Origin of the sequence: Pseudomonas sp. ICMP22404 (assembly GCF_006227205.1) — a bacterium.
Lineage (GTDB): Bacteria > Pseudomonadota > Gammaproteobacteria > Pseudomonadales > Pseudomonadaceae > Aquipseudomonas.
In genome coordinates this window covers 103,691-128,365 of the sequence record NZ_VCNG01000012.1, presented here as the reverse complement: position 1 = coordinate 128,365, position 24,675 = coordinate 103,691, and the positions used below count along the sequence as shown (strand labels likewise).

The window sequence follows — 24,675 nt, the reverse complement described above, 5'->3', positions numbered from 1 at the left end:
ACTCGCTCTGCCTGATGCACCGAGTAGTCTGATTTTAGGGCCGCTGCGCGCCCCAGCGGGGATAAATCCCCTCGCCACAATGAGCTGGGCAAGCCTTAAGTGGACAGCGTTACACCAGATAAGCGGTTTTTTTGACCAACGACTCAGAGCAGGAAGATGGTCGCCAGACCCAGGAAAATAAAGAACCCGCCGCTGTCGGTCATGGCGGTAATCATCACACTCGCACCCATGGCCGGGTCACGCCCCAAGCGGGCGAGGGTCATGGGGATCAAGACGCCCATCAATGCCGCCAACAGCAGGTTGAGGGTCATCGCGGCCGTCATGACCACTCCCAATGACCAACTGCCATAAAGCAGATACGCCACCACACCGATCACTCCGCCCCACAGCACGCCGTTGATCAGGGCCACCGCCAGCTCCTTGCGCATCAATCGCGAGGTATTGCCGGTGCTGACCTGGTCGAGCGCCATGGCACGAACGATCATGGTGATGGTCTGGTTGCCGGAGTTGCCGCCAATACCGGCAACGATAGGCATCAGCGCCGCAAGCGCCACCAACCGCTCGATGGAGCCCTCGAACAAACCGATGACCCGGGAGGCGACAAACGCCGTGATCAGGTTGATGGCCAGCCAGGCCCAACGGTTGCGCAGGGATTTCCAGACCGAGGCGAAGATGTCTTCCTCTTCACGCAGACCGGCCATGTTGAGGACTTCGCTCTCGCTTTCCTCACGAATCAAGTCGACCATTTCATCGATGGTCAGACGGCCGATCAGCTTGCCGTTCTTGTCGACCACCGGGGCGGAAATCAAGTCATAACGCTCGAACGCCTGGGCCGCATCATAGGCGTCTTCGTCCGGATGAAAACTCACCGGATCGCTGGCCATGACCTCGGCGACCTGCTTCTCAGGATCGTTGACCAGCAATCGCTTGATCGGCAGCACGCCTTTGAGCACGCCGTCGTAATCGACCACAAAGAGCTTGTCGGTATGCCCCGGTAGTTCCTTGAGACGACGCAGGTAGCGCAATACCACTTCAAGGCTGACATCCTCACGGATCGTCACCATCTCGAAGTCCATCAGCGCACCGACCTGCTCCTCGTCATAGGACAACGCCGAGCGCACGCGCTCACGCTGCTGGCCGTCGAGGGTTTCCATCAGTTCGTGAACAACGTCCCGTGGCAGTTCGGGCGCAAGGTCGGCGAGCTCGTCGGCGTCCATTTCCTTGGCCGCCGCCAACAACTCGTGATCATCCATGTCGGCGATCAGGGTTTCACGAACCGAGTCGGACACTTCGAGCAGGATGTCACCGTCGCGATCAGCCTTGACCAGTTGCCAGACCGTCAGACGCTCTTCCAGTGGCAAGGCTTCAAGGATGTAAGCAACGTCGGCGGAGTGCAGGTCATCAAGCTTGCGTTGCAGCTCAACGAGGTTCTGCCGGTGGACCAGGTTCTCGACCCGGTCATGATGTGGGCCTTCCTGACGATGCGTCAGGTCCTCCACGACCCGCTGGCGATGCAGCAGCTCAACGACTTGCGCGAGACGGTCCTGAAGGCTTTCCTGCGTTTTCTTTACTTCAACTTCGGTCATAGGCGAACTCCACTCCCAGCAGTGGGGCACGCCGGAAGGATCAATCAGTCAATTCATGATTGGTGAAACGAGCTTTTGAGTAACTACTGGGTAAGTCCATGGAAGTATTCCAAAGCCCCGGCGGGGCTGACGGGCGCAATCATACACCGCTTGGCGTTTTAAAACGTTAAAAAATCATGGCAAGAACAAGCGCTTGCGAGACAAACCTGAACACAGGCTGAACCTGTGGATTTACGACGTTTTATCCTGAAAAGAAAACACACCACCCGGCAAAAATGGAGCGGCTACCCTGAGGTCAGTCAGCCGATCACGAGCCGTGGGAGCAAAGCTTGCTCGCGATTGCAGCCAGTCAACAGACAGCGAATCGGTTGAGCTGCCGCTGTCGCGAGCAAGCTTTGCTCCCACAGGTAATGAATGCATCAACCCCCACCTTTTCATCCGCAAGGAAGGCGCTCGAATGCCGCTCAATCGCTATATTTTTCTGCTCGCCACCCTGTACTGCCTGCCCTCATGGGGCACCGAACACACCGTTCATCGCTGCGAAAACAGCGCAGGGCATGTCACCTTTACCACCTTGAGCTGCGGGCCAGGGGAGGATCTGTCATTGCAACGAATCCATCCGTACAGCCCGGGCTCAACCGAGCCAACCCGCGAATCTATGCTGCCCGAAGCGGAACACCGACAAACATCCAGCAACAAAACCAAGCGCAGGGAACCGACGGTCGTTGGCCAGCTCGAAGAGCGCTGCGGGAACCTGCTGAGCCCCGGGCAGCGTCGTGATGCAATCATGGACAGGCGAATCGTCACCGGCATGAACCAGCAGGACGTGGAAAGCGCCCTCGGCAAACCCGATTCAATCAGGATCAGGAATTCGAGCACCCGCTACACCTATAAAGCGAGAAACGGTCGCAGCGCAGAGGTCGTGTTCGATGAGAAAGGCTGTGTGAAAGGCAAATCGTAGACAACAAAAAGCCCGCGTTAAACGCGGGCTTTTTGATATATGGTGCACTCGACAGGATTCGAACCTGTGACCGCTCGGTTCGTAGCCGAGTACTCTATCCAGCTGAGCTACGAGTGCAGGTTGTGGTTTTATACCAGATCACAACTGGTTGAAGCCAAGTTATTTGCATTGCTGCAAACGACTCTTAAATGGTGCACTCGACAGGATTCGAACCTGTGACCGCTCGGTTCGTAGCCGAGTACTCTATCCAGCTGAGCTACGAGTGCATGTGTTGCCGCGCATTATAGGTCGTCGAATCTTTTTGTAAAGCGCTTTTTTCTAGTAATTTCAACAACTTACCGAACAAGCCAGATTACAACGCACTACATGAATAATGGCGGAGAACGGGGGATTCGAACCCCCGACACCCTTTTGAGGTGTACTCCCTTAGCAGGGGAGCGCCTTCGGCCACTCGGCCAGCTCTCCGCAACACGGGGCGTATATTAACCACCTTCCTCCCCGTTTGCAAACATAAAAATCGATAAAAATTAATGGCTTGGTTCGTCGTCCTTCTCTTTCTTGATACGCAGGTAAATTTCCTCCCGGTGCACCGCGACCTCTTTCGGGGCATTGACGCCAATACGCACTTGGTTTCCTTTGACGCCGAGCACGGTCACGGTGATTTCGCCATCGCCAATAATCAGGCTCTCTGCGCACCGACGAGTCAGAATCAGCATACCTTTCTCCTCACGCAATTCAGTTCAGGGACTACAAGTCTGCAAAACAAGGACGTCGGACCTGCAACCGCAACGGTCGCAGCCTACAGGCCTCAGTATTGACCAGCGCGAGCAAAAGAACAGTTTTGAGACGCGCCATTCAAAAAAACAAAAGGGCGCGGTAAAACCGCGCCCTTGGGACAACGCCTTATTCGCCCTGTCGGGCGGCGGCGTCGAGCTCGAAAGCCGTGTGCAGGGCGCGCACGGCCAGTTCCAGGTACTTCTCTTCAATCACCACGGAAACCTTGATTTCCGACGTCGAGATCATCTGGATGTTGATGCTTTCCTTGGCCAGGGCTTCGAACATCCGGCTGGCCACGCCTGCGTGGGAGCGCATGCCGACGCCGACGATCGAAACCTTGGCGATCTTGGTGTCCCCCACCACTTCCCGGGCACCGATTTCGGCTGCGGTCTTGTTCAGCACCGCTTCAGCGGCCTGGTAGTCGTTGCGGTGCACGGTGAAGGTGAAGTCGGTGGTGTTATCGTGCGCGACGTTCTGCACGATCATGTCGACTTCGATGTTCGCGGCACTGATCGGGCCGAGAATCTTGAAGGCCACGCCGGGGGTGTCTGGCACGCCACGGATGGTCAGCTTGGCTTCATCGCGGTTGAAGGCGATGCCGGAAATGATCGGCTGTTCCATGGATTCCTCTTCATCAATAGTAATGAGGGTGCCCGGACCCTCTTTGAAGCTGTGCAGGACGCGCAGCGGAACGTTGTACTTGCCAGCGAATTCGACCGCACGGATCTGCAGCACCTTCGAGCCGAGACTGGCCATTTCCAGCATCTCTTCGAAGGTGATCTTATCCAGGCGCTGAGCCACGGGAACCACTCGCGGATCGGTGGTGTAGACGCCATCCACATCAGTGTAGATCTGGCACTCATCAGCCTTGAGAGCCGCCGCCAGCGCAACACCGGTGGTGTCGGAACCGCCGCGACCGAGGGTGGTGATGTTGCCGTGCTCGTCCACGCCCTGGAAACCGGCGACCACCACAACGCGGCCGGCCTTCAGGTCACCGCGGATCTTCTGATCGTCGATCTGCAGGATACGCGCCTTGTTGTGCGCGCTGTCCGTCAGGATACGCACCTGGTTGCCGGTGTAGGACACCGCCGGCACGCCACGCTTCATCAGCGCCATGGCCAGCAAGGCGATAGTCACCTGCTCGCCAGTGGACACGATCACATCCAGTTCACGAGGAACCGGCTGCTGCTCGCCGCTGATTTGCTTGGCCAGATCGATCAGACGGTTGGTTTCGCCGCTCATTGCCGACAGCACAACCACCAGGTCATCGCCCGCATCACGGAATTTCTTAACCTTGTCGGCAACTTGTTCGATTCTCTCGACAGTGCCGACCGAGGTGCCTCCAAATTTCTGTACGATCAAAGCCATTTCAAAGCCGCCTCTGCCCATGAAGGGCGCCCAATAGTTACTACGGCGGTCGGGCCCGCGACTAGACCGCGAGCCCGAAGCACCGCCTTAAATACCCTGTTCTACAAATGCAACAGTCTGGGCCAGTGCTGCGTCCAGTGCGCCAACGTCGGTACCGCCGCCTTGCGCCATGTCCGGACGACCACCGCCCTTGCCGCCCACTGCCGCAGCGGCCTGCTTCATCAAATCACCGGCTTTGAGTTGGCCGGTCAGGTCCTTGGTCACGCCTGCGACGAGAACGACCTTTTCCTCATGGACACTGCCGAGCAGGATCACTGCGCGGCCGAGTTTGTTTTTCAGCTGATCGACCAGCCCCAGCAGGGCCTTGCCGTCCTGACCGTCCAGACGCACGGCCAGCACTTTCACACCCTTGACGTCCACGGCCTGGGCCGAGAGATCGTCGCCCGCGGCGCTGGCAGCCTTGGCCTGCAACTGCTCGAGTTGCTTCTCCAGCAGGCGGTTGCGCTCCAGCACTGCCGACAGCTTGTCGATCAGGTTGTCACGGCTGCCCTTGATCAGGCTCGCCGCTTCCTTGAGTTGTTCTTCGGCAGCGTTGAGGTACGCCAGTGCCGCGGCACCGGTGACCGCCTCGATACGGCGCACGCCGGAGGCCACACCGCCTTCACTGATGATCTTCAGCAGGCCGATGTCACCAGTCCGGTTGGCGTGGATGCCACCGCACAGTTCCACCGAGAAATCGCCCATGCTCAGCACGCGTACGCTGTCGCCGTACTTCTCGCCGAACAACGCCATCGCGCCTTTCTTCTTGGCGGTGTCGATGTCGGTTTCTTCGGTTTCCACCGGGGAGTTCTTGCGAATCTCGGCGTTGACGATGTCTTCCAGGGCCTTGAGCTGCTCCGGCTTGATGGCTTCGAAGTGGCTGAAGTCGAAGCGCAGGCGCTGGCTATCCACCAACGACCCCTTCTGCTGGACATGCTCGCCCAACACCTGGCGCAACGCAGCATGCAGCAAGTGCGTGGCGGAATGGTTCAGCGAAGTGGCGTGACGCACTTCGGCGTCGACATGGGCGGACACCGGGGCGGCAATCATCAGGCTGCCCGAAGCCAGCACGCCGTGGTGCAGGAACGCACCGCCGGTCTTGGTGGTGTCGCGCACGTCGAAACGCGAGCTGCCAGCCTGCAAGTAACCGCTATCACCGATCTGGCCGCCGGACTCGGCGTAGAACGGGGTCGTGTCGAGCACGATCACGCCTTCCTGGCCTTCGCTCAGGATGTCGACCGATTGGCCGTCCTTATAGATAGCCACGATCTTGGCCGAGCCGGTGGTGCCGGCATAACCGGTGAACTCGGTGGCCACGTCAACCTTGACCAGGCTGTTGTAGTCCATGCCGAAGGCGCTGGCGGAGCGCGCACGCACCCGCTGGGCTTCCATCTCACGCTCGAACCCTTCTTCATCGAGGGTCAGGTTGCGTTCGCGGGCGATGTCGCCGGTCAGGTCCATCGGAAAACCGTAGGTGTCGTACAGCTTGAACACCACGTCGCCCGGTACCACGTTACCCTTGAGCTCGGCCAGGTCCTGCTCGAGGATCTTCAGGCCCTGCTCCAGGGTCTTGGCGAATTGCTCTTCTTCGGCCTTGAGCACGCGCTCGATATGCGCCTGCTGGGTTTTCAGTTCCGGGAAGGCGTCGCCCATCTCGGCCGCCAGGGCCGCGACGATCTGATAGAAGAAGCTGCCCTTGGCGCCCAGCTTGTTGCCGTGACGGCAGGCGCGACGAATGATCCGGCGCAGCACGTAGCCACGGCCTTCATTGGATGGCAGCACGCCGTCGGCAATCAGGAAGCCGCAGGAACGGATATGGTCGGCCACCACTTTCAGCGAAGCCTGGTTGTCGTTGGTGCAACCGATGGCCTTGGCCGAAGCGTCCAGCAGGCTCTGGAACAAGTCGATTTCGTAGTTGGAGTGAACATGCTGCAGCACCGCACTGATCCGCTCCAGGCCCATGCCGGTGTCGACCGACGGTGCCGGCAGCGGATGCAACACGCCGTCGGCGGTGCGGTTGAACTGCATGAAGACGTTGTTCCAGATCTCGATGTAACGATCGCCGTCTTCTTCCGGCGAGCCGGGTGGACCACCCCAGATATCGGCGCCGTGATCGTAGAATATCTCGGTGCAAGGGCCGCACGGGCCGGTATCGCCCATGGTCCAGAAGTTGTCGGAGGCGTAAGGCGCGCCCTTGTTGTCGCCGATGCGCACCATGCGCTCGGCCGGGACACCGACCTCTTTGGTCCAGATGTCATAGGCTTCGTCATCGGTGGCGTAGACCGTTACCCAGAGTTTCTCCTTGGGCAGGTTCAGCCACTTGTCGGAGGTCAGGAAGGTCCAGGCGAAGGTGATGGCGTCGCGCTTGAAATAGTCGCCGAAGCTGAAGTTACCCAGCATTTCGAAGAACGTGTGGTGACGAGCGGTATAACCGACGTTTTCCAGGTCGTTGTGCTTGCCGCCGGCACGCACGCATTTCTGGCTGCTCACCGCGCGGGTATAGGCACGTTTCTCCTGGCCCAGGAAGCAGTCCTTGAACTGGTTCATCCCCGCGTTGGTGAACAGCAGGGTCGGATCATTGCTCGGGATCAAAGAGCTGGAGGCTACTCGGGTGTGGCCTTGCTCTTCGAAGAAGCGAAGGAAGGCTTCACGGATTTCTGCGCTTTTCATTAGGTTCTTCCACGGAGGCTGCGGCCAAAGGCCTGTGCAAAACGTCAACAGACGAAGCAACGGCAAAGGGCCGCATTATATCGGCCCTGCGCTTGGGGTACAGCGTGTTATGCGATAGAAACTGTCAATTGGGCCGCTTGGGCGATCAGTTGCCGGAAAATTCGACGAAAGTGGCGATCACCCGGTCGATTTGCGCAGCGCTGACGTCCAGGTGGGTCACCATCCGCAGGCGCGGTGCGGCTACGAGTTTGATGCCTCGCTCAGCGGCAAATGCCTTGATCGCCTCGGCCCGCTCGCCCATTTGCACATAGACCATGTTGGTCTGCACCGGCTCGACCTCATAACCCGCCGCCTGCAACCCTTCGGCAAGACGCCGGGCATTGGCGTGGTCGTCGGCCAGGCGCTGGACCTGATGATCGAGGGCATAAAGCCCCGCTGCCGCCAGAATTCCGGCCTGGCGCATGCCACCGCCGACCATCTTGCGCAGCCGGCGCGCCTTGTCGATCAATCCGACGCTGCCGCACAGAACCGAACCGATCGGCGCGCCCAGGCCTTTGGACAGGCACACCGACACCGAGTCGAAGTGCTGGGTGATCTCCCGCGCATCGACATTGAGCTTGACCACCGCGTTGTACAACCGCGCCCCGTCCAGGTGCAGCGCCAGGCCGTGTTCCTGGGTGAAACGCCGGGCATGGGCCAGGTACTCCAGCGGCAGCACCTTGCCTTGCATGGTGTTTTCCAGGGCCAGCAGACGGGTGCGGGCAAAATGGAAGTCATCCGGCTTGATCGCCGCGGCGACCTGCGCCAGGTCCAGGGAGCCATCCGCCTGCACCTCGAGGGGTTGGGGCTGGATCGAACCGAGCACTGCCGCGCCACCGCCTTCGTATTTGTAGGTGTGGGCCTGCTGGCCGACGATGTATTCATCGCCACGCTCGCAGTGAGCCATCAACCCCAGCAGGTTGCTCATGGTGCCGCTGGGCACGAACAGCCCCGCCGCGAACCCCAGGCGTCCGGCGAGCTCGGCTTCGAGACGATTGACCGTCGGATCCTCGCCATACACATCGTCGCCGGTCGGCGCGCCGGCCATGGCATCCAGCATGGCGGCGGAAGGTTGGGTGACCGTGTCGCTGCGAAGGTCTATAACGCTCATGAATCGGGCCTCGGGTGTGGGTGCGGGGGAATTCCCTTTCGAATGGCAATTACTGCGGTCACGGCGACGAATAATCAAGACCGCCAGAAGGAAAAGACACACCCTGTGGGAGCGAGCCTGCTCGCGATAGCGGTGGTTCAGCTTGCAGCGATGCTGGATGTACGACCGCCATCGCGAGCAGGCTCGCTCCCACAGGGGGTTATGTGTTAAAAATCCTGCGCCGCCACACAGCGTAGCGGCAAAAACGTTCTCAGGGCGGGGTGTAATTCCCCACCGGCGGTAATTGCACGCAAGGTGCATAGCCCGCGAGCGCTTGGCGAGGCACGGCTTTTTGCGGTGCGGCGGCAAGGTCAGCAGACCCGGTGTGATCCCGGGGCCGACGGTCATAGTCCGGATGAAGAGAGAACGGGATCGGCACCCAAGGACCGCTTGCGGCTGTTTGTGCGCGGCGCATCCTCGACTCCCCTTCGATTCATGACGCCCTGTTTTTCACACAAACAGGAACCAGAACATGCAACCCACTGCAATCGACAGCAAAATCAAACATCCGGGCGAGCGCATTGCGTTCATCCAGGCCTGCTGGCACAAGGAAATTGTCGACCAGAGCCGTAACGGCTTCGTCGCGGAAATGATCAACCAGGGTTATCAGGAAAGTGACATCGACCTCTTCGAAGTCGGTGGCGCCTTCGAGATCCCGCTGCACGCCAAGCTGCTGGCCAAATCCGGCCGCTACGCTGGCATCGTCGCCGCCGGCCTGGTGGTGGATGGCGGCATCTACCGGCATGAATTCGTCGCCCAATCGGTGATCAGCGGCCTGATGCAGGTACAGCTGGAAACCGAGGTGCCGGTGTTCTCGGTGGTGCTCACGCCGCACCACTTCCATGCCGGGGAAGAGCACCAGAAGTTTTTCTTCGAGCATTTCGTGCACAAGGGCCAGGAAGCGGCGAAGACCTGCGCTGACACCTTGCACAAGACCCGGGCGCTACGCCGTAGCGAACAGCGCGCCTTAGCCGTCTAAACACATCCTCCTGTGGGAGCGGGCTTGCTCGCTCCCACAAGGGTTCGGTGTTGGTTCAGGCCAGGTTTTCGCCGGTGGCCGGCACAATCAGGATGCCCGCCCGCAAGCCATTCTTCACCTTGGGATTCGGGAAGATGATCCGCGCGCCCTCTTCTTCGATCACCCAACGGGTCTGGGCAATGTCTTCGGCCAGCACGTAGCCTTTTCCCAGCTCCGAAAAATTCTCGATGTCCGCCGGCAGGTTCAGGCGGAAGCTGTCGCTGTGCTTGATGATCTCCCGGGCCACGCTGAACAGCTGGAGGCCATCCAGCCCGTCGTCCAGCTCAGGCTCGTTACCTTCGATGATCTGCTTCAGGCGGGTTTCCAGCAGGCTGACATTGACGCCTTCGTTCTCCCCGAACGGCCGCGCCTTGCCCAGTTCCAAGGTGAAGGATTCTGCGCCGAGCTGGTCGTAGGTGTAGGCACTGAAGACGATGGACGGCTTGTTCTGCAGCAACACGGCTTCCATACCCGCCGCACGCAGGCGGGCCAGTTCACGACGTGAATGCTGGCGACCTTCCTTCCAGGGGTACAGGGCGAACTGCTCGATCTTCGAGCCACGGATGGCCGTGTGCAGGTCGTAATGCAAGCGACTGCGCTCTGGCCGGTTGAAGAAGCTGGCGGCCAGCCGCTCCAGCTCGCAAGCCCGCAGCGCTTCCGGGCCACCGCTGAGTTCATGACGGCCATTGAACAGCCGGTTGACGTCCTGTTCGACGAAACGCTCACCGCGGCGGATGGCTTCGGGATTGCCGAACAGGAACAGAATGCGTGCCCGAGGCTTCACGTCTCCACGGGCGATGTCATGCAGCAGGCGGTCGAGCAATTCGATTGGCGCGGTTTCGTTACCGTGGATCCCCGCCGATAACAGCAGGTCCAGGCCATTATCCCGGGCTTCGGGCGGCTTGACCTCCAGCGCGCCCTCGCTCAACCAGCGCATCCGTACGCCTTCGACAGTCAGTTGAGTCTTCTCCGCCGGTTCACGGCCGGCGAGGGTCAGTTCAAGCAGTTTGCCGAGGGCGAGCATAGCGCGGTTTCCTTAATGGTCGTGGCCGCAATCCGGGCCATGGACATGGTCGTCGTCGCCAAGGTCGGCCGGTTCCATTTCCAGCTGCAGGCTGACCAGGTTGGTTGCCAGCGGACGCAACAACAGGTTGGCGTATTCCTCATCCCCTTCCTCGACGTCCACGCCGATCAGCAGCTGACCGCGGCCGTCCTGCTGGATCCACAACTCCTTGCCCTGCCACATCACCGCCACGCGGGTGCAAGAGGTTTCCAGTTGGGTGCCGTCGGTGTCTTCAAGAATCAGCTGCAGTGCATCGCTCATGTTTTTACGTTCTCGTCTGGAGATAAGGCCACGCGCCCTGCTTTGACTGTAGTCAGGTCGCGCGCGCTTTCAATTGATCTGGAAAGGATAGACCGCGCCAAGTTTAAGGATTTGTGTCAATTCATCCAGTGCCGACCGGCATTCGAGCAGCAATTGCGGGTCCGCCAGGTCGCTTTCGGTCATACGGTCGCGGTAATGCCGCTCGACCCACTGGGTCAGCGAATCGTACAGCGGCGCCGTCATGATAACCCCTGGGTTGACGGCCGCCAGCTCGGTTTCATTGAGCGCCACGCGCAACCTCAGACAAGCCGGGCCGCCACCGTTCTGCATGCTCTGCTTGAGGTCGAAGACCTTCACTTCGCGAATCACCCCACCAGAACCCGTCAGGCCTTGCAGGTATTGCCAAACGCGCGGATTGCTGCGGCACTCTTCCGGCACGATCAACAGCATCGAGCCGTCGGGACGCGACAGCAGCTGGCTATTGAACAGGTAGGAACGTACCGCGTCATCGACGCTGACTGCGGAGCGCGGCACGCACACCGACTGAAAGGTCCCACCGACCTTGGCGAGTTTGCTGCTCAGTTCGGCCAGCATCCGGTCGGTCTCGAGAAACGCGTCCTCGTGATAGAACAACACCTCGCCATTGCCGACCGCGATCACGTCGTTGTGAAACACGCCCTGGTCGATCACCGACGGGTTCTGCTGGGCGTACACCACGCCCTCTTCCCGCAGGCCATGCAAACGGACGACCGCGCGGGACGCTTCGAGGGTCTGGCGAGCCGGGTATTTCTGCGGCGCCGGGTAACGGGTGTCGAAAGCACTGCGACCGAACACAAAGAATTCGACACCTGCCTCACCGTAGCTGCGGCAGAAACGGGTGTGGTTGGCCGCCCCTTCGTCGCCGAACTGTGCCACCGCGGGCAACGCGGCGTGATGGGCGAAGTGCTGTTGATCGGCAAACATCGCCCCCAGTACGCGACTGGTGGTCGGGTGCTCGATGCTGCGATGGTACTTGCAGTTCAGGTTGGCGGCGGTGAAATGCACGCGGCCGTCAGCGGTGTCGGCACTCGGGCTGACGGTGGCGGCATTCGCCACCCACATGCTGGAGGCCGAGCAACTGGCGACCAGCAGCGGCATCGCTTCTTTCGCGGCCTGCTGGATGACCTCGGCGTCGCTGCCGGCAAAACCCAACCGGCGCAGGGCTGCCACGTCTGGACGCTCCTGTGGCGCCAGCACACCTTGCTGGAAGCCCATGTCCATCAGCGCTTTCATTTTCGCCAGGCCCTGCAACGCCGCTTCCTTGGGGTTGGAGCACGCCTGACTGTTGCTCTGGGACGCGACGTTGCCGTACGAGAGCCCGCCGTAGTTATGGGTCGGCCCCACTAGACCGTCAAAGTTGACTTCAAAGGATTTCATCAGCGAGGCTCCACGAGGATCTGTTTTTTATAGGCATCAAGTAGCAACTGCGGCGCGGCCATCGCGGGCAAGCCTTGCTCCCACAGGGGATTCATACAAAGCCTGTGGGCCAAGGTCAGTTCCCCCAGGGACGGCATGGAACCTGTGGGAGCAAGGCTTGCCCGCGATGGATTCATACCATTCGCACACCCGGCGTGAGACTGGCTGGCATGACAAGGCTTGGCGTCTCCAGGGACGCCACCGGGTACGCGCAATAGTCAGCCGCGTAATAGGCGCTGGCGCGATGGTTGCCAGAAGCACCGACGCCGCCGAACGGCGCGCTGCTGGCAGCGCCGGTCAACTGTTTGTTCCAATTGACGATACCGGCACGGCTTTGCAGCCAGAACTGCTGGTAGCGCTCCTGGGAGTCGGACAACAAGCCGGCGGCCAGGCCGTATTGGGTGTTGTTGGCCTCGGCGATGGCCGCTGGGAAATCCGCGTAGCGGATCACTTGCAGCAATGGCCCGAACAGCTCTTCGTCTGGACGTTCGGCCACCGCCGTCACATCGAGAATCCCTGGCGTCAGCAACGCGGCCTGAGGCTGTGGCTGAGTCATCGTCAGCAGCGCCACGGCGCCGAGGCCCAACAGGTGATTCTGTGCGTCCATCAAGGCTTTCGCCGCGCCCAGGGAAACCACCGAGCCCATGAACGGCGCCGGTTGCTGGTCGAAAGCACCGACTTCAATCGCAGAGCTGACCGCCACCAGGCGCGCCAGCAGGGCATCGCCCCACGCCCCTTCCGGGACCAGCAACCGGCGCGCGCAGGTGCAGCGCTGGCCGGCGGAAATGAATGCCGATTGGATGATGGTGTAGACCGCCGCATCGACGTCCGCCACTTCGTCCACCACCAGCGGATTGTTACCGCCCATTTCCAGCGCCAGGATCTTGTCCGGGCGACCGGAGAATTGTTGATGCAGCAGATTGCCGGTGCGGCTGGAGCCGGTGAAGAACAGCCCGTCGATGCCCGGATTCGCCGCCAGGGCGATGCCGGTTTCCCGTGCGCCTTGCAACAGGTTCAGCACACCCGCCGGCAAACCGGCTTCGACCCAGCACCTGACCGTCAGCTCGGCGACTTTCGGGGTCAGCTCGCTCGGTTTGAACAGCACACAGTTACCTGCCAGCAGCGCCGGCACGATGTGGCCGTTGGGCAAGTGGCCAGGGAAGTTGTAAGGGCCGAATACCGCCACCACACCGTGGGGCTTATGCCGCAGGACCGCAGTGGCGTCGCCCAGGGGGCCGCTCTTCTCGCCGGTCCGCTCGCGGTAGCTCTGCACCGAGATGGCGACCTTGTTGATCATGCTGGTGACTTCGGTGGCCGCTTCCCACAACGGCTTGCCGGTTTCCTCGCCGATGCAGTGGGCCAGTTCGTCAGCGTGGCTCTTCAGCGCCGCGGCAAAGGCATCCAGCACCTGAATGCGTTCATCCAGGGAACGCCGGGCCCAGTCCGGGAACGCCTGACGCGCAGCCTGCACCGCCGACTCGACCTGCGCGGCCGTGGCGCCCTTGCCCGACCACAGCACTTGCTGGGTCACCGGGTTCAACGACTCAAACATGTCGCCCTGGCCTTCCAGCCAGCTTCCCGCGATATACAGCGAGTTCATCATTTCGACTCCCGAGCAGCAGACAACGCAACGGCGCGCACTTGATCGCCGGCATTGAGTTGAAGACGTTTGGCGGTCAACGGATCGACCACCAGGGTGCCCGAGGCGAAGCGCGCCGGTGCCGCCGTGATGCGGCAATCCAGGCACTTGCGGTTATGGATGAGGAACGGCGTGGCGTCGTCGCCCGGCGTACCGATGGCCAGCACCAGGGCCTGGCTGTCACGGACAGCACGGATCTTAGCGGTTTCGCATTCCACGGCCGGGCCGGCATCGAAGATGTCGACGTAGCCTTGATAGTTGAACCCTTCGCTCTTGAGCATCGACAAGGCCGGCTCGGTGTCCGGATGAACCTGGGCGATCACGGCGCGGGCATCCTCGGACAGGAAACAGGTATACAGCGGAAACTTGGGCATCAGTTCGGCGATGAACGCCTTGTTGCCGACCCCGGTCAGGTAATCGGCCTGGCTGAATTCCATCTTGAAGAAGTGCCGGCCCAGGCTTTCCCAGAAAGGCGAACGGCCGGTGTCGTCGGACATGCCGCGCATCTCGGCAATGATCTTGTTGCCGAACAACTGCGGGTATTCGGCAATGAACAGCAACCGCGCCTTGGCCAGCATGCGGCCATTGAGGCCATTGCGGTAATCGGCATGCAGGAACAGCGAACACAGCTCGGAATTGCCGGTCAGGTCGTTGGCCAGGAACAGCGTCGGGATTTCCCGGTAGATGTTCAGCTCCTGGGAAGCGCTCACCGTCAGGCCCACGCGGAAGTTGTACCAGGGCTCACGCAGGCCCACGGCGCCAGCGATGGCGGAGATGCCTACCACTTGGCCATCATCGTTTTCGAGCACGAACAGGTAGTCCGCATCGCCACGCCCGGCTTCGCCGCGAAAGGTCTTCTCGGCCCAGCCAACCCGATGGGCCAGGCGCTCTTCGTTGGCCGGCAAGGTGGTCAGGCCGGTGCCGGTGCTGCGGGCCAGGGCGATCAGAGCGGGTAAATCGCTGCTGCGTACGGGACGAACGATCATGCTATCTCCTCAGACGGGCCGCTCATGCCACCCGCGAAACTCAGACTTAAACCGCCACCAGGCGCACGCTGGCGCCTTCGCCAACGCCCAGGGCCTCGGCCGCTTCCATGTCCAGGGTCACCGGTTTACCCGGCGCGTAATCGAGCTCGAGCAACACCGCGCGGTAATCCTGCAACTGGGCATTGGCCACCAGGTATTGCCGGCCGGCACCCTTGACCGGCTCGCCGAGCTTGACCGGCACCACGCGGCTCTGGGCAATCGAGCGAATCCCCGAGACGCGGGCATGCAGGGTCGGGCCGCCATCGAAGATGTCGATGTAATGATCAGTCTCGAAGCCTTCGCGCATCAGGATGTCGAAGGTGATCTGCGCACGCTGATGGACCTGCCCCATGGCTTCCTGAGCGGCGTCCGGCAGCAGTGGCACGTAGATCGGGTAATGGGGCATCAATTCGGCGAGGAAGGTACGGCTCTTCAACCCACACAGGCGCTCGGCGGCGGCGTAGTTGAGGTCGAAGAAGTTGCGACCAATGGCGTCCCAGAACGGCGAGTCGCCATTTTCATCGCTGTAGCCGACGATCTCGGTCACCACCGAATCGGCGAACCGCTCCGGATGGCTGGCGACGAACAGCAGGCGCCCGCGGGAATTGAGTTCCGCCCACGGCGTTCCCACCAGGTCCCGGACCACATAGAAACTGGTCAGCAGGCTGTTGCCGGTCAGGTCGTGGCACTGGGAAAGCACGTGGATCTTGTTGTGAATCTTCAGCTCACGGGAGGCATGGACGAACGTCTCGTTGCGAAAACTGTAGAACGGCTCGGAATAACCGGCCGACGCGACGATGGCCGAACAGCCCACCAGCTTGCCGGTGGCCGTGTCTTCAAGGACGAAGAAATAGCTTTCTTCACCGTTGAAACTGACTTCGGCGGCAAACGAGGCTTCGCTCGCGGCGATCTTGTCGCTCAAGCGTTCCACGTCATCCGGCAAGGAAGTGACACCGATCGGACTGTCCGCAGCCAGACGCTGTACCTCGCCCAGATCCGCCATTTGCGCGGGGCGCATCACCAGCATGGTGTCACTCCTTAACTTGAAATAAAGGGTTCGACCAAAAGGTCGACACAAAGAAAAAAACGGCTTCATGTGGGAGCAAAGCTTGCTCGCGATGCAGACACTGGGCTTCACCTTTCACAACGAGGCGATCCCATCGCGAGCAAGCTCAGCTCCCACAGGAACCTGGCTCCCATGGAGCCAGTTTTCAGAATCAGGCTTGGGTCAGCTTCGCCGCGGCCTTCTCGAAACGGTCCAGGCCGGCGTCGATGTCGGCGTCTTCCACCACCAGGCTCGGGGCGAAACGGATCACGTCCGGGCCGGCTTGCAGGATCATCAGGCCTTCCTGTTCGGCGGCGTTGAAAATGTCCTTGGCCTTGCCTTTCCAGGCGTCGCTCAGCACGCAGCCGATCAACAGGCCCAGACCGCGTACCTGGGTGAACAGGCCATACTTCTCGCCGATCTGCTCCAGGCGGGCCTTGAACTTGTGATGCTTGGCCTTGACGCCGTCAAGCACCTCGGGGGTGTTGACCACATCGATCACTGCCTCGGCCACCGCGCACGCCAGCGGGTTGCCGCCGTAGGTGGTGCCGTGGGTACCGACCACCAGGTGCTTGGCCAGCGCTTCGGTGGTGAGCATCGCCGCGATCGGGAAACCACCGCCCAGGCTCTTGGCGCTGGTGAGGATGTCCGGAACCACGCCGTAATGCATATAGGCGAACAGTTTGCCGCTGCGGCCCATGCCGGTCTGTACTTCGTCGAACACCAGCAGCGCATTGTGCGCATCGCACAGGTCGCGGGCGCCTTGCAGGTAGGCTTGCTCGGCCGGCAGCACGCCGCCTTCGCCCTGGATCGGTTCCAGCACCACGGCGCAGGTCTTGTCCGAAATGGCCGCTTTCAGGGCTGCCAGGTCGTTATAGGGAACGTGGGTGATGCCGGTGATCTTGGGACCGAAGCCATCGGAATATTTCGACTGCCCGCCGACATTGACGGTGAACAGCGTGCGGCCGTGGAAACTGTTGAGCGCGGCGATGATTTCGTACTTTTCCGTGCCGAAACGATCGAACGCAACACGACGGGCCAGCTTGAAGGCGGCCTCGTTGGCTTCGGCGCCGGAGTTGCAGAAGAACGCACGCTCGGCGAATGTCGCGTTGACCAGTTTATGGGCCAGGCGCAGCGCTGGTTCGTTGGTGAATACGTTGGAGACATGCCACAGTTTGTTGGCCTGCTCGGTGAGCGCGCCAACCAGCGCCGGGTGGGCGTGGCCCAACACGTTGACTGCGATACCGCCGGCGAAATCGATCAACTCGCGGCCGGACTGGTCCCACACACGGGAACCGGCGCCACGCACGGGGATGAAGGCAGCAGGCGCATAGTTGGGGACCATTACCTGGTCGAAATCGGCGCGTTGTACCGCGGCTTGCTCAACGGACATCGGAGTCTCCTGAAGAGAAACACTCGCCTGGAAATGGCGAGCTTGGTGAGGATTGTAAGGACAGTTTTCAGCCCGGCCTTGCCGCCAAGCGACAACTTCTTATAGCGCCAACCCCCGTTTTCATTGGGTTTATGGCAATGCGACAAATAGCGTCGCAAAGGCGCAGTTTAAACGTTGTCGGGGGACTTTAGGCGTCGACGTCCACATTTCCATTGCCAGACACAGATCACCTGTGGGAGCGAGCCTGCTCGCGATAGCGCAATGTCAGTCGACATCGATGCCAACTGAACCGACGCCATCGCGAGCAGGCTCGCTCCCACAGGTGTTTTGCGTAGACCGCCCTACTTTTGCGCCCCCTGCCCTCCGGCGGGAGCTGCCTAACCGCGCTCGGCCGGCACCGACGACAATTCGAACGGGCTGCTGCTGCGTCGCTGGTTGCGATCTTCCCGCGGCGTGGCGCCGAAGAAGTTGCGGTAGGCGCTGGAGAAGTGCGGCCCCGAGGAGAAACCACAGGACAAGCCGATCTGGATGATGGATTTGCTGGTCTGCATCAGCATCTGCCGGGCCTTGTTCAGGCGCAGTTCCAGGTAGTACTGGCTCGGCACGCGGTTGAGGTATTGCTTGAAGATCCGCTCCAGTTGCCGGCGGGATACGCACACATGCTGGGCGATTTCGTCAGTGGTCAACGGTTCTTCAATGTTGGCCTCCATCAGCAGCACCGCCTGGGTGAGCTTCGGATGGCTGGAGCCGAGACGATTCTGCAGCGGAATGCGCTGGCGCTCGCCGCCCTCACGGATGCGCTCGACCACCAGCTCTTCCGACACCGCCCCAGCCAGTTCCGCACCGTGATCACGCGACAGCACCGCCAGCAGCAGGTCGAGCACCGACATGCCACCGCAGGCCGTAAGACGGTCGCGATCCCAGTCGAACAAATGGCTGGTGGCGATGACCTTGGGGAAGCGCTCGGAGAAATCATCCTGCCAGCGCCAGTGCACGGCGGCGCGGTAACCGTCGAGCAAGCCCAATTGAGCCAGGGGATAGACCCCTGCCGACAAGCCACCAATCACACAACCGGCACGCACCAGTTGCTTGAGCGCGCTACTCAGGTTGGAGGCCAGCGCAGCCGGGGGCTCATCGGCCACCAGGAAAAGCTTCTGGAGACCTTCGAGCTTGCCCGCCCAGGGTTCGCCGGGTAACTGCCAGGCCCCCTCGCCCGCCGGTTCGGCCTGCAGGAACGACAATTCGTAGACCACTTCCGGATGCACCCGCTGAGCGACACGCAAGGCCTCCTCAGCCAGCGCCAGCGTCAAGGCTTTAGTGCTGGGCCAAATCAGGAAACCAATTCGATGGGCAGTCATGGCGGGCGATCCGAAACGAAAACAGTGTTAAAGCCAAAAGCGGCTGCAACCAAATTAGACCATCTGGCACGTGGTGCGCAGCATGACCCAAATCAGGTGCGTAACGGGAGCAATTACTTGAGGCTGCCCGAAAGAAATTGTTGCAGGCGCTCCGATTGCGGATTGACCAGCACTTCACGCGGGTTGCCGCTTTCTTCGACGATGCCTTTGTGCAGGAACACCAGCTGGTTCGACACTTCGCGGGCAAAGCCCATTTCGTGGGTCACCACCACCATGGTTCGGCCTTCCAGGGCCAGGGCCTGCATCACCTTGAGCACATCGCCCACCAACTCAGGGTCGAGGGCCGAGGTCGGCTCGTCGAACAACATGACTTCCGGCTCCATCGCCAGCGCCCGGGCAATCGCCACGCGCTGCTGCTCGCCGCCGGACATGTGGCCCGGATAGGCGTCCTTGCGATGGGCCACGCCCACTTTGTTCAGATAATGCTCGGCCTTCTCGCGAGCCTCGGCCTTGGCGACGCCCAGGACATGCACCGGCGCTTCCATGATGTTTTCCAGCGCAGTCATGTGGGACCACAGGTTGAAATGCTGGAACACCATCGACAGCCGCGAACGCATGCGTTGCAGCTGCTTGGGGTCCGCGGCCTTCAACGCGCCGTCTTTGCCGGCCACCAGCTTCAGCTCTTCGTTGTTGAGCAGGATCTTGCCGGCATGAGGTTGCTCAAGCAGGTTGATGCAACGCAGGAAGGTACTTTTGCCGGAGCCGCTGGAACCGATGATGCTGATCACATCGCCGGCGGCAGCTTTCAGGGACACACCCTTGAGCACTTCGTGACTGCCATAGCGTTTATGCAGGTCTTGGACTTCGAGCTTGTACATGCGGTCGGTTCTCACAAAACGTCAGTCGTTGGGCAGTCGATCGGGTCGACGCGTTATCAGTGCTTGCGCGGGGCCAGGTAACTCAGCCAGCGACGCTCGGCCAGCTTGAACAGGCGCACCAGGATGAAGGTCAGGCACAGGTAGAACACGCCGGCCGTGATGTAGGCCTCGAACGGCAGGTAATACTGGGCGTTTACCGTGCGCGCGGCACCGGTGATGTCGATCAGGGTCACGATGGAGGCCAGGCTGGTGGTCTGCAGCATCATGATCACTTCGTTGCTGTATTGCGGCAGTGCCCGGCGCAGGGCCGACGGCAGCAGGATCCGGCGGTACAGCGTGAAGCGCGACATCCCCATGGCCTTGGCCGCCTCGATCTCGCCATTGGGCGTGGCCCGCAGGCTGCCGGCGATGATCTCAGCGGTGTAGGCACTGGTGTTGATGGCGAACGCGAGACACGCACAGAATGTCGCGCTGGACAGCCACGGCCAGAGGAAGCTCTCGCGCACGAACTCGAACTGCGCCAGCCCGTAGTAGATCAGGAACAGCTGCACCAGCATCGGCGTGCCGCGAATCACGTAAGTGTAGAGCCAGGCCGTCATGTTCACGACCGGCTGCTTGGACACCCGCATCAGCCCCAGGGGCAGCGCCGCCAGCAGACCGAAGAACAGCGACAGTGCCAGCAACTTCAAGGTGGTCAGCAGACCGCCGAAGTACAGCGGCAAGGCTTCATAGATGACGTTGTAGTCGAAGATCATAGATCAGCCGCCCTTACGCCTACCGAGTAGCGCTTCTCAAGGTGACGCAATGCCAGCAACGAGACGCTGGTGATCACCAGGTACATCGCCGCCACTGCCAGGAAGAAGGTGAAAGGCTCGCGGGTGGCATCCGCCGCCTGCTTGGCCTTGAACATCATGTCTTGCAGACCCACCACCGAAATCAGCGCGGTCGCCTTGGTCAACACCAACCAGTTGTTGGTGAAGCCCGGAATCGCCAGGCGAATCATCTGTGGCACCAGCACCCGGAAGAACACCTGGAACCCGCTCATGCCATACGCCATGCCCGCCTCGGCCTGCCCCTTGGGGATCGCCATGAACGCGCCACGAAAGGTTTCCGACAGGTAGGCACCGAAGATGAAGCCCAGGGTGCCGATGCCGGCCGCCAGGGGGTTGAGATCGATGTAGTCGTCATAACCGAGCATCGGCGCCACGCGGTTGAGCAGGTCCTGGCCGCCGTAGAAAATCAGCAGGATCAGCACCAGGTCGGGAATACCGCGGATGACCGTGGAATACAGGTCACCCAGCCACGCCAGCCAGCGCACTGGCGAGAGGCGCAACGCGACACCGATCAGTCCCAGGACGATGGCCAGGGCCATGGACGACAAGGCGAGCTGAAGCGTCAACCATGCGCCATCGAGGATGACAGCCCCGTAGCCTTTCAACATGATTCAGGTCCTCGAAAGTGGGATGAAAAAATGGCGCAAACCGCAGGGAGCCTGTTGCTTGCGCCATTTCGCACGAGTGGCGGGACGGTATTACTTGCCGTAGATGTCGAAGGCGAAGTACTTGTCCTGGATCTGCTTGTATTTGCCGTTCTCGCGAATCGCGGCGATTGCGCCGTTGATCTTGTCTTTCAAGGCATCGCCTTTGCGAACCGCGATCCCTACGCCGTCGCCGAAGTATTTGACGTCGGTGAAGGCCGGGCCCACGAACGCGAAGCCTTTGCCGGCGTCGGTCTTCAGGAAACCGTCATCCAGCAGGGTAGCGTCTGCCACAGTGCCATCAAGACGACCGGCGGAGACGTCCAGGTAGATTTCGTTCTGCGAACCGTATGGCTTGATCTCGGCACCCAGCGGGGCGAGGACTTCACGGGCAAAACGCTCGTGGATCGAACCGCGCTGCACGCCGATGTTCTTGCCCTTGAGCTCGGTCAGGCCATCGCTGACCTGGGTACCGGCCTTCATCACCAGACGCGCCGGGGTGTTGTAGTACTTGTTGGTGAAGTCCACGGACTTCTTGCGATCTTCGGTGATCGACATGGAGGACAGGATCGCGTCGATCTTGCGCACCTTGAGCGCCGGGATCAGGCCGTCGAATTCCTGCTCGACCCACACGCACTTGACCTTCATCTCTTCGCACAGCGCGTTGCCGATGTCGTAGTCGAAACCGACGATGCTGCCGTCCGGGGCTTTGGATGCAAACGGAGGGTAAGCCGCTTCGATACCGATCTTCAGGGGCTTTTCATCGGCGAATGTCGGCAGGGACAGCACGGACAGTGCCAGGGCGCCAAGCAGCACAAGTTTCTTCATCTTGGGACTCCATCGGTAAAGGGCAAAACGGCAGAGTGAGCAACAGCCCAATATGCGAATGGGTGAAACGAACGTAGGTGCTGCGTCCTAGGAAGCGGGCGTTTTTATCAACGCAGGCCACGACGAGCGAGTGATCGGCATTCTAACGACAGGCCCGAAGCCGATATTTCTTCAATGCGACAACAAATTACAGAAGCACCGAGAAAGCAGTTCGAGCACATTGACAGCCCAGCAAATTCATGCAAGAGCGAAAGAAAGGAAACCAATACACGTTGCAAATTGCGGGCCCATTATTCGCAAACCCTTCTAATCCGGCAAGCACAGCGTGTCGGCAAATTTTATCGAGAGGCTGCGAACGCCCTGAAACGGGGCCTGGCGTTTCCCATCGCCTCGGTAGGGTGCCTTTGGTTACACATTTAGAAACATCGGTAACGCTTCGAAAGATCTGACGCGGAACGTCGATATTTATTCGTAGACCTTTCCACACTGATCGTTCCCACGCTCCGCGTGGGAATGCAGCCAAGGACGCTCTGCGTCCCTGAGAGCCGAACGCGGAGCGTCCGTAGAGGCATTCCCACGCGGAGCGTGGGAACGTCAGTCAGCTCCCAAGAAAAAGCCCCGCCGGGCATTTACCGGGCGGGGCTTTCAGGGATCACAAACCGTCGTCAGGCGACGTTCATGGTCTTGTGCGTCTCGATCAAATGCGCCACCACACCCGGATCGGCCAACGTGGAGATATCACCCAACCCGTCGTATTCCGCCGTGGCGATCTTGCGCAGGATGCGGCGCATGATCTTGCCGGAACGGGTCTTCGGCAAACCGGGTGCCCACTGGATGACATCCGGCGAAGCAATCGGCCCGATCTCTTTGCGCACCCAGTTTTTCAACTCCAGGCGCAGGGCTTCGCTGGTTTCTTCGCCGGCATTGAGGGTGACGTAGACATAGATGCCCTGCCCCTTGATGTCGTGCGGCACACCGACCACCGCCGCTTCGGCGACTTTCGGGTGGGCGACCATGGCACTTTCGATCTCGGCGGTACCCATGCGGTGGCCGGACACGTTGAGCACGTCATCCACCCGACCGGTGATCCAGTAGTAGCCATCGGCATCGCGGCGCGCGCCGTCGCCGGTGAAATACATGCCGCTGAAGGTCTTGAAGTAGGTGTCGACGAAACGGTCATGGTCGCCGTACAGCGTCCGCGCCTGGCCTGGCCACGAATCGAGGATCACCAGGTTGCCTTCGGCCGCGCCTTCGATCAGGTTGCCGAGGTTGTCCACCAGGGCCGGCACCACGCCGAAGAACGGACGCGTGGCCGAACCCGGTTTCAGCGCCGTGGCACCTGGCAGCGGGCTGATCAGCACGCCACCGGTTTCGGTCTGCCACCAGGTGTCGACGATCGGGCAACGCTCCTTGCCGACGTTCTTGTAGTACCAGTCCCAGGCTTCCGGGTTGATCGGCTCACCCACCGAACCCAAGAGCCGCAGGCTGCTGCCATCGGCGCCTTCGACGGCGGCGGTGCCCGAGGCCATCATCGCGCGGATAGCGGTTGGTGCGGTGTAGAGGATATTGACCTTGTGCTTGTCGATGACCTGGGCCACCCGGGTGATGTCCGGGTAGTTCGGCACGCCTTCGAACAGCAGCGTGGTCGCGCCGTTCGCCAGCGGACCGTAGACGATGTAGCTGTGGCCGGTGACCCAGCCGACGTCGGCGGTGCACCAGTAGATCTCGCCCGGCTTGTAGTCGAACACGCGCTCATGGGTCAGGGCGGCGTACAGCAGGTAGCCGGCCGTGGTGTGTTGCACGCCCTTTGGCTTGCCGGTGGAACCGGAGGTGTAGAGGATGAACAGCGCTTCTTCAGCACCCATTTCCTTCGGCGCGCAAACGGTACCGGCGACTTTCATCAGGTCTTCGTACCAGATATCGCGGTGCTGGTTCCACTTGATGTTGCCCGCGGTGCGCTTGCACACGATGACTTTCTGGATGCTGCTGGTTTCCGGGTTGGTCAGCGCGTCGTCGACGTTGGCCTTGAGGGGGATCTTCTTGCCGGCGCGAACGCCTTCGTCGGCGGTGATCACCACTTTGGATTTGCAGTCGATGATGCGACCGGCCAGCGCTTCAGGGGAGAAACCACCGAACACCACCGAGTGAATCGCGCCGATCCGGGCACAGGCCAGCATGGCGACCACAGCCTCCGGGATCATCGGCATATAGATCGTCACCACGTCGCCACGATGCACGTCCTGGCCGCGCAGGGCGTTGGCAAACTTGCAGACTTCTTCGTGCAGTTCGCGATAAGTGATCTTGCGACTCTCGGCCGGGTCATCGCCCTCCCAGATAATCGCGACCTGATCGCCACGCTCGGCCAGGTGACGGTCGAGGCAGTTGTAGGAAACGTTCAAGGTGCCGTCGGCAAACCACTTGATATCGACATGGTGGTCGTCGAAGGACGTCTGCTTCACCGTGGTGAACGGCTTGATCCAGTCGAGGCGCTTGGCCTGCTCGCGCCAGAAACCATCCGGGTTGACCACCGACTGTTGGTACATGGCCTTGTAGGTCGCCTCGTCAGTCAGCGTATTGGCTGCTACCTCGGGACGAACGGGATACACAGAAGCCGCACTCATGTTTCTTACCTCGGTGACATAGTT

The 24,675-nt window shown here is 60.9% G+C and carries 20 protein-coding genes, 3 tRNA genes and 1 riboswitch; of the genes, 2 read left to right on the top strand and 21 right to left on the bottom strand.

Annotation, left to right across the window (positions count from 1 at the left end; translation table 11 throughout):
- Positions 1–143: 143 nt before the first annotated feature.
- The gene (mgtE, locus tag FGE05_RS20790) at positions 144–1,586 is read right to left on the bottom strand and encodes a magnesium transporter (protein WP_041023496.1); all 1,443 of its coding nucleotides are present in this window, start codon (positions 1,584–1,586) and stop codon (positions 144–146) included.
- A gap of 457 nt (positions 1,587–2,043) precedes the next feature.
- Here mgtE and FGE05_RS20785 point away from each other — a divergent pair, with 457 nt between their 5' ends.
- Positions 2,044–2,547 carry an outer membrane protein assembly factor BamE gene (locus tag FGE05_RS20785; RefSeq protein ID WP_139647846.1) on the top strand — a complete coding sequence of 168 codons (504 nt, stop codon included), beginning with the start codon at positions 2,044–2,046 and terminating at the stop codon, positions 2,545–2,547.
- A gap of 40 nt (positions 2,548–2,587) precedes the next feature.
- On the opposite strand, the gene FGE05_RS20780 is transcribed toward FGE05_RS20785, so the two are convergent.
- From FGE05_RS20780 to ltaE, 7 genes are all read right to left on the bottom strand, one after another.
- Positions 2,588–2,664 (bottom strand) — tRNA-Arg (locus tag FGE05_RS20780).
- A 72-nt stretch (positions 2,665–2,736) separates the two neighbouring features.
- Positions 2,737–2,813: transfer RNA gene (locus FGE05_RS20775), tRNA-Arg, on the bottom strand.
- 108 nt (positions 2,814–2,921) lie between these two features.
- A tRNA-Ser gene (locus tag FGE05_RS20770) sits at positions 2,922–3,012 on the bottom strand.
- Between the two features lie 62 nt (positions 3,013–3,074).
- Complete coding sequence (csrA, locus tag FGE05_RS20765; protein WP_003178872.1) at positions 3,075–3,263, bottom strand: carbon storage regulator CsrA; 189 nt, start codon at positions 3,261–3,263, stop codon at positions 3,075–3,077.
- A gap of 187 nt (positions 3,264–3,450) precedes the next feature.
- A complete protein-coding gene (locus FGE05_RS20760) occupies positions 3,451–4,692 on the bottom strand; it encodes an aspartate kinase (RefSeq protein ID WP_139647844.1) in 1,242 nt (413 codons plus the stop codon).
- An 87-nt stretch (positions 4,693–4,779) separates the two neighbouring features.
- Positions 4,780–7,401, bottom strand: coding sequence for an alanine--tRNA ligase (gene alaS / locus FGE05_RS20755; RefSeq protein ID WP_139647842.1), 2,622 nt, complete (start codon positions 7,399–7,401; stop codon positions 4,780–4,782).
- A 145-nt stretch (positions 7,402–7,546) separates the two neighbouring features.
- Positions 7,547–8,551 carry a low-specificity L-threonine aldolase gene (gene ltaE / locus FGE05_RS20750; protein WP_139647840.1) on the bottom strand — a complete coding sequence of 335 codons (1,005 nt, stop codon included), beginning with the start codon at positions 8,549–8,551 and terminating at the stop codon, positions 7,547–7,549.
- Positions 8,552–8,793: 242 nt separating this feature from the next.
- Positions 8,794–8,962, top strand: a riboswitch (FMN riboswitch).
- A gap of 100 nt (positions 8,963–9,062) precedes the next feature.
- Here ltaE and FGE05_RS20745 point away from each other — a divergent pair.
- Positions 9,063–9,569 (top strand): 6,7-dimethyl-8-ribityllumazine synthase, encoded by a 507-nt coding sequence (locus FGE05_RS20745; protein ID WP_139647837.1) that lies wholly within the window; start codon positions 9,063–9,065, stop codon positions 9,567–9,569.
- A 55-nt stretch (positions 9,570–9,624) separates the two neighbouring features.
- Here the strand turns inward: FGE05_RS20745 and astE are convergent, their stop codons facing one another.
- The 13 genes from astE to acs form a co-directional block, all read right to left on the bottom strand.
- Complete coding sequence (gene astE, locus FGE05_RS20740; RefSeq protein WP_139647835.1) at positions 9,625–10,632, bottom strand: succinylglutamate desuccinylase; 1,008 nt, start codon at positions 10,630–10,632, stop codon at positions 9,625–9,627.
- 12 nt (positions 10,633–10,644) lie between these two features.
- A complete protein-coding gene (locus FGE05_RS20735) occupies positions 10,645–10,932 on the bottom strand; it encodes a hypothetical protein (RefSeq protein ID WP_024776525.1) in 288 nt (95 codons plus the stop codon).
- Positions 10,933–11,001: 69 nt separating this feature from the next.
- Positions 11,002–12,348 (bottom strand): N-succinylarginine dihydrolase, encoded by a 1,347-nt coding sequence (gene astB / locus FGE05_RS20730; RefSeq protein WP_139647834.1) that lies wholly within the window; start codon positions 12,346–12,348, stop codon positions 11,002–11,004.
- A 172-nt stretch (positions 12,349–12,520) separates the two neighbouring features.
- Positions 12,521–13,990: a succinylglutamate-semialdehyde dehydrogenase gene (gene astD / locus FGE05_RS20725; protein WP_175384715.1), complete on the bottom strand. Its 1,470-nt coding sequence runs from the start codon at positions 13,988–13,990 to the stop codon at positions 12,521–12,523.
- Positions 13,987–15,012: an arginine N-succinyltransferase gene (astA, locus tag FGE05_RS20720; protein ID WP_041023505.1), complete on the bottom strand. Its 1,026-nt coding sequence runs from the start codon at positions 15,010–15,012 to the stop codon at positions 13,987–13,989. The genes astD and astA overlap by 4 nt, the downstream gene beginning before the upstream one ends.
- Positions 15,013–15,058: 46 nt before the next feature.
- Positions 15,059–16,078 (bottom strand): arginine/ornithine succinyltransferase subunit alpha, encoded by a 1,020-nt coding sequence (gene aruF / locus FGE05_RS20715; protein WP_139647833.1) that lies wholly within the window; start codon positions 16,076–16,078, stop codon positions 15,059–15,061.
- 190 nt (positions 16,079–16,268) lie between these two features.
- On the bottom strand, positions 16,269–17,489 hold the full coding sequence (locus FGE05_RS20710; RefSeq protein WP_139647832.1) for an aspartate aminotransferase family protein: 1,221 nt from the start codon (positions 17,487–17,489) through the stop codon (positions 16,269–16,271).
- 377 nt (positions 17,490–17,866) lie between these two features.
- Positions 17,867–18,847, bottom strand: coding sequence for a transcriptional regulator ArgR (gene argR / locus FGE05_RS20700; protein ID WP_139647831.1), 981 nt, complete (start codon positions 18,845–18,847; stop codon positions 17,867–17,869).
- A gap of 113 nt (positions 18,848–18,960) precedes the next feature.
- Positions 18,961–19,725: an ABC transporter ATP-binding protein gene (locus FGE05_RS20695; RefSeq protein WP_018612663.1), complete on the bottom strand. Its 765-nt coding sequence runs from the start codon at positions 19,723–19,725 to the stop codon at positions 18,961–18,963.
- A 56-nt stretch (positions 19,726–19,781) separates the two neighbouring features.
- Complete coding sequence (locus FGE05_RS20690; RefSeq protein WP_041023510.1) at positions 19,782–20,480, bottom strand: ABC transporter permease; 699 nt, start codon at positions 20,478–20,480, stop codon at positions 19,782–19,784.
- Positions 20,477–21,166, bottom strand: coding sequence for an ABC transporter permease (locus tag FGE05_RS20685; RefSeq protein WP_025215109.1), 690 nt, complete (start codon positions 21,164–21,166; stop codon positions 20,477–20,479). The genes FGE05_RS20690 and FGE05_RS20685 overlap by 4 nt, the downstream gene beginning before the upstream one ends.
- A 90-nt stretch (positions 21,167–21,256) precedes the next feature.
- Positions 21,257–22,030 carry an ABC transporter substrate-binding protein gene (locus FGE05_RS20680; protein WP_047701101.1) on the bottom strand — a complete coding sequence of 258 codons (774 nt, stop codon included), beginning with the start codon at positions 22,028–22,030 and terminating at the stop codon, positions 21,257–21,259.
- 665 nt (positions 22,031–22,695) lie between these two features.
- Positions 22,696–24,651, bottom strand: coding sequence for an acetate--CoA ligase (acs, locus tag FGE05_RS20670; protein ID WP_139647829.1), 1,956 nt, complete (start codon positions 24,649–24,651; stop codon positions 22,696–22,698).
- Positions 24,652–24,675 lie beyond the last annotated feature (24 nt).

Coding starts and splice junctions, on each gene's coding strand:
- mgtE (WP_041023496.1), bottom strand. CDS start 1,586: ATGACCGAAGTTGAAGTAAAGAAAACGCAGGAAAGCCTTCAGGACCGT.
- FGE05_RS20785 (WP_139647846.1), top strand. CDS start 2,044: ATGCCGCTCAATCGCTATATTTTTCTGCTCGCCACCCTGTACTGCCTG.
- csrA (WP_003178872.1), bottom strand. CDS start 3,263: ATGCTGATTCTGACTCGTCGGTGCGCAGAGAGCCTGATTATTGGCGAT.
- FGE05_RS20760 (WP_139647844.1), bottom strand. CDS start 4,692: ATGGCTTTGATCGTACAGAAATTTGGAGGCACCTCGGTCGGCACTGTC.
- alaS (WP_139647842.1), bottom strand. CDS start 7,401: ATGAAAAGCGCAGAAATCCGTGAAGCCTTCCTTCGCTTCTTCGAAGAG.
- ltaE (WP_139647840.1), bottom strand. CDS start 8,551: ATGAGCGTTATAGACCTTCGCAGCGACACGGTCACCCAACCTTCCGCC.
- FGE05_RS20745 (WP_139647837.1), top strand. CDS start 9,063: ATGCAACCCACTGCAATCGACAGCAAAATCAAACATCCGGGCGAGCGC.
- astE (WP_139647835.1), bottom strand. CDS start 10,632: ATGCTCGCCCTCGGCAAACTGCTTGAACTGACCCTCGCCGGCCGTGAA.
- FGE05_RS20735 (WP_024776525.1), bottom strand. CDS start 10,932: ATGAGCGATGCACTGCAGCTGATTCTTGAAGACACCGACGGCACCCAA.
- astB (WP_139647834.1), bottom strand. CDS start 12,348: ATGAAATCCTTTGAAGTCAACTTTGACGGTCTAGTGGGGCCGACCCAT.
- astD (WP_175384715.1), bottom strand. CDS start 13,990: ATGATGAACTCGCTGTATATCGCGGGAAGCTGGCTGGAAGGCCAGGGC.
- astA (WP_041023505.1), bottom strand. CDS start 15,012: ATGATCGTTCGTCCCGTACGCAGCAGCGATTTACCCGCTCTGATCGCC.
- aruF (WP_139647833.1), bottom strand. CDS start 16,078: ATGCTGGTGATGCGCCCCGCGCAAATGGCGGATCTGGGCGAGGTACAG.
- FGE05_RS20710 (WP_139647832.1), bottom strand. CDS start 17,489: ATGTCCGTTGAGCAAGCCGCGGTACAACGCGCCGATTTCGACCAGGTA.
- argR (WP_139647831.1), bottom strand. CDS start 18,847: ATGACTGCCCATCGAATTGGTTTCCTGATTTGGCCCAGCACTAAAGCC.
- FGE05_RS20695 (WP_018612663.1), bottom strand. CDS start 19,725: ATGTACAAGCTCGAAGTCCAAGACCTGCATAAACGCTATGGCAGTCAC.
- FGE05_RS20690 (WP_041023510.1), bottom strand. CDS start 20,480: ATGATCTTCGACTACAACGTCATCTATGAAGCCTTGCCGCTGTACTTC.
- FGE05_RS20685 (WP_025215109.1), bottom strand. CDS start 21,166: ATGTTGAAAGGCTACGGGGCTGTCATCCTCGATGGCGCATGGTTGACG.
- FGE05_RS20680 (WP_047701101.1), bottom strand. CDS start 22,030: ATGAAGAAACTTGTGCTGCTTGGCGCCCTGGCACTGTCCGTGCTGTCC.
- acs (WP_139647829.1), bottom strand. CDS start 24,651: ATGAGTGCGGCTTCTGTGTATCCCGTTCGTCCCGAGGTAGCAGCCAAT.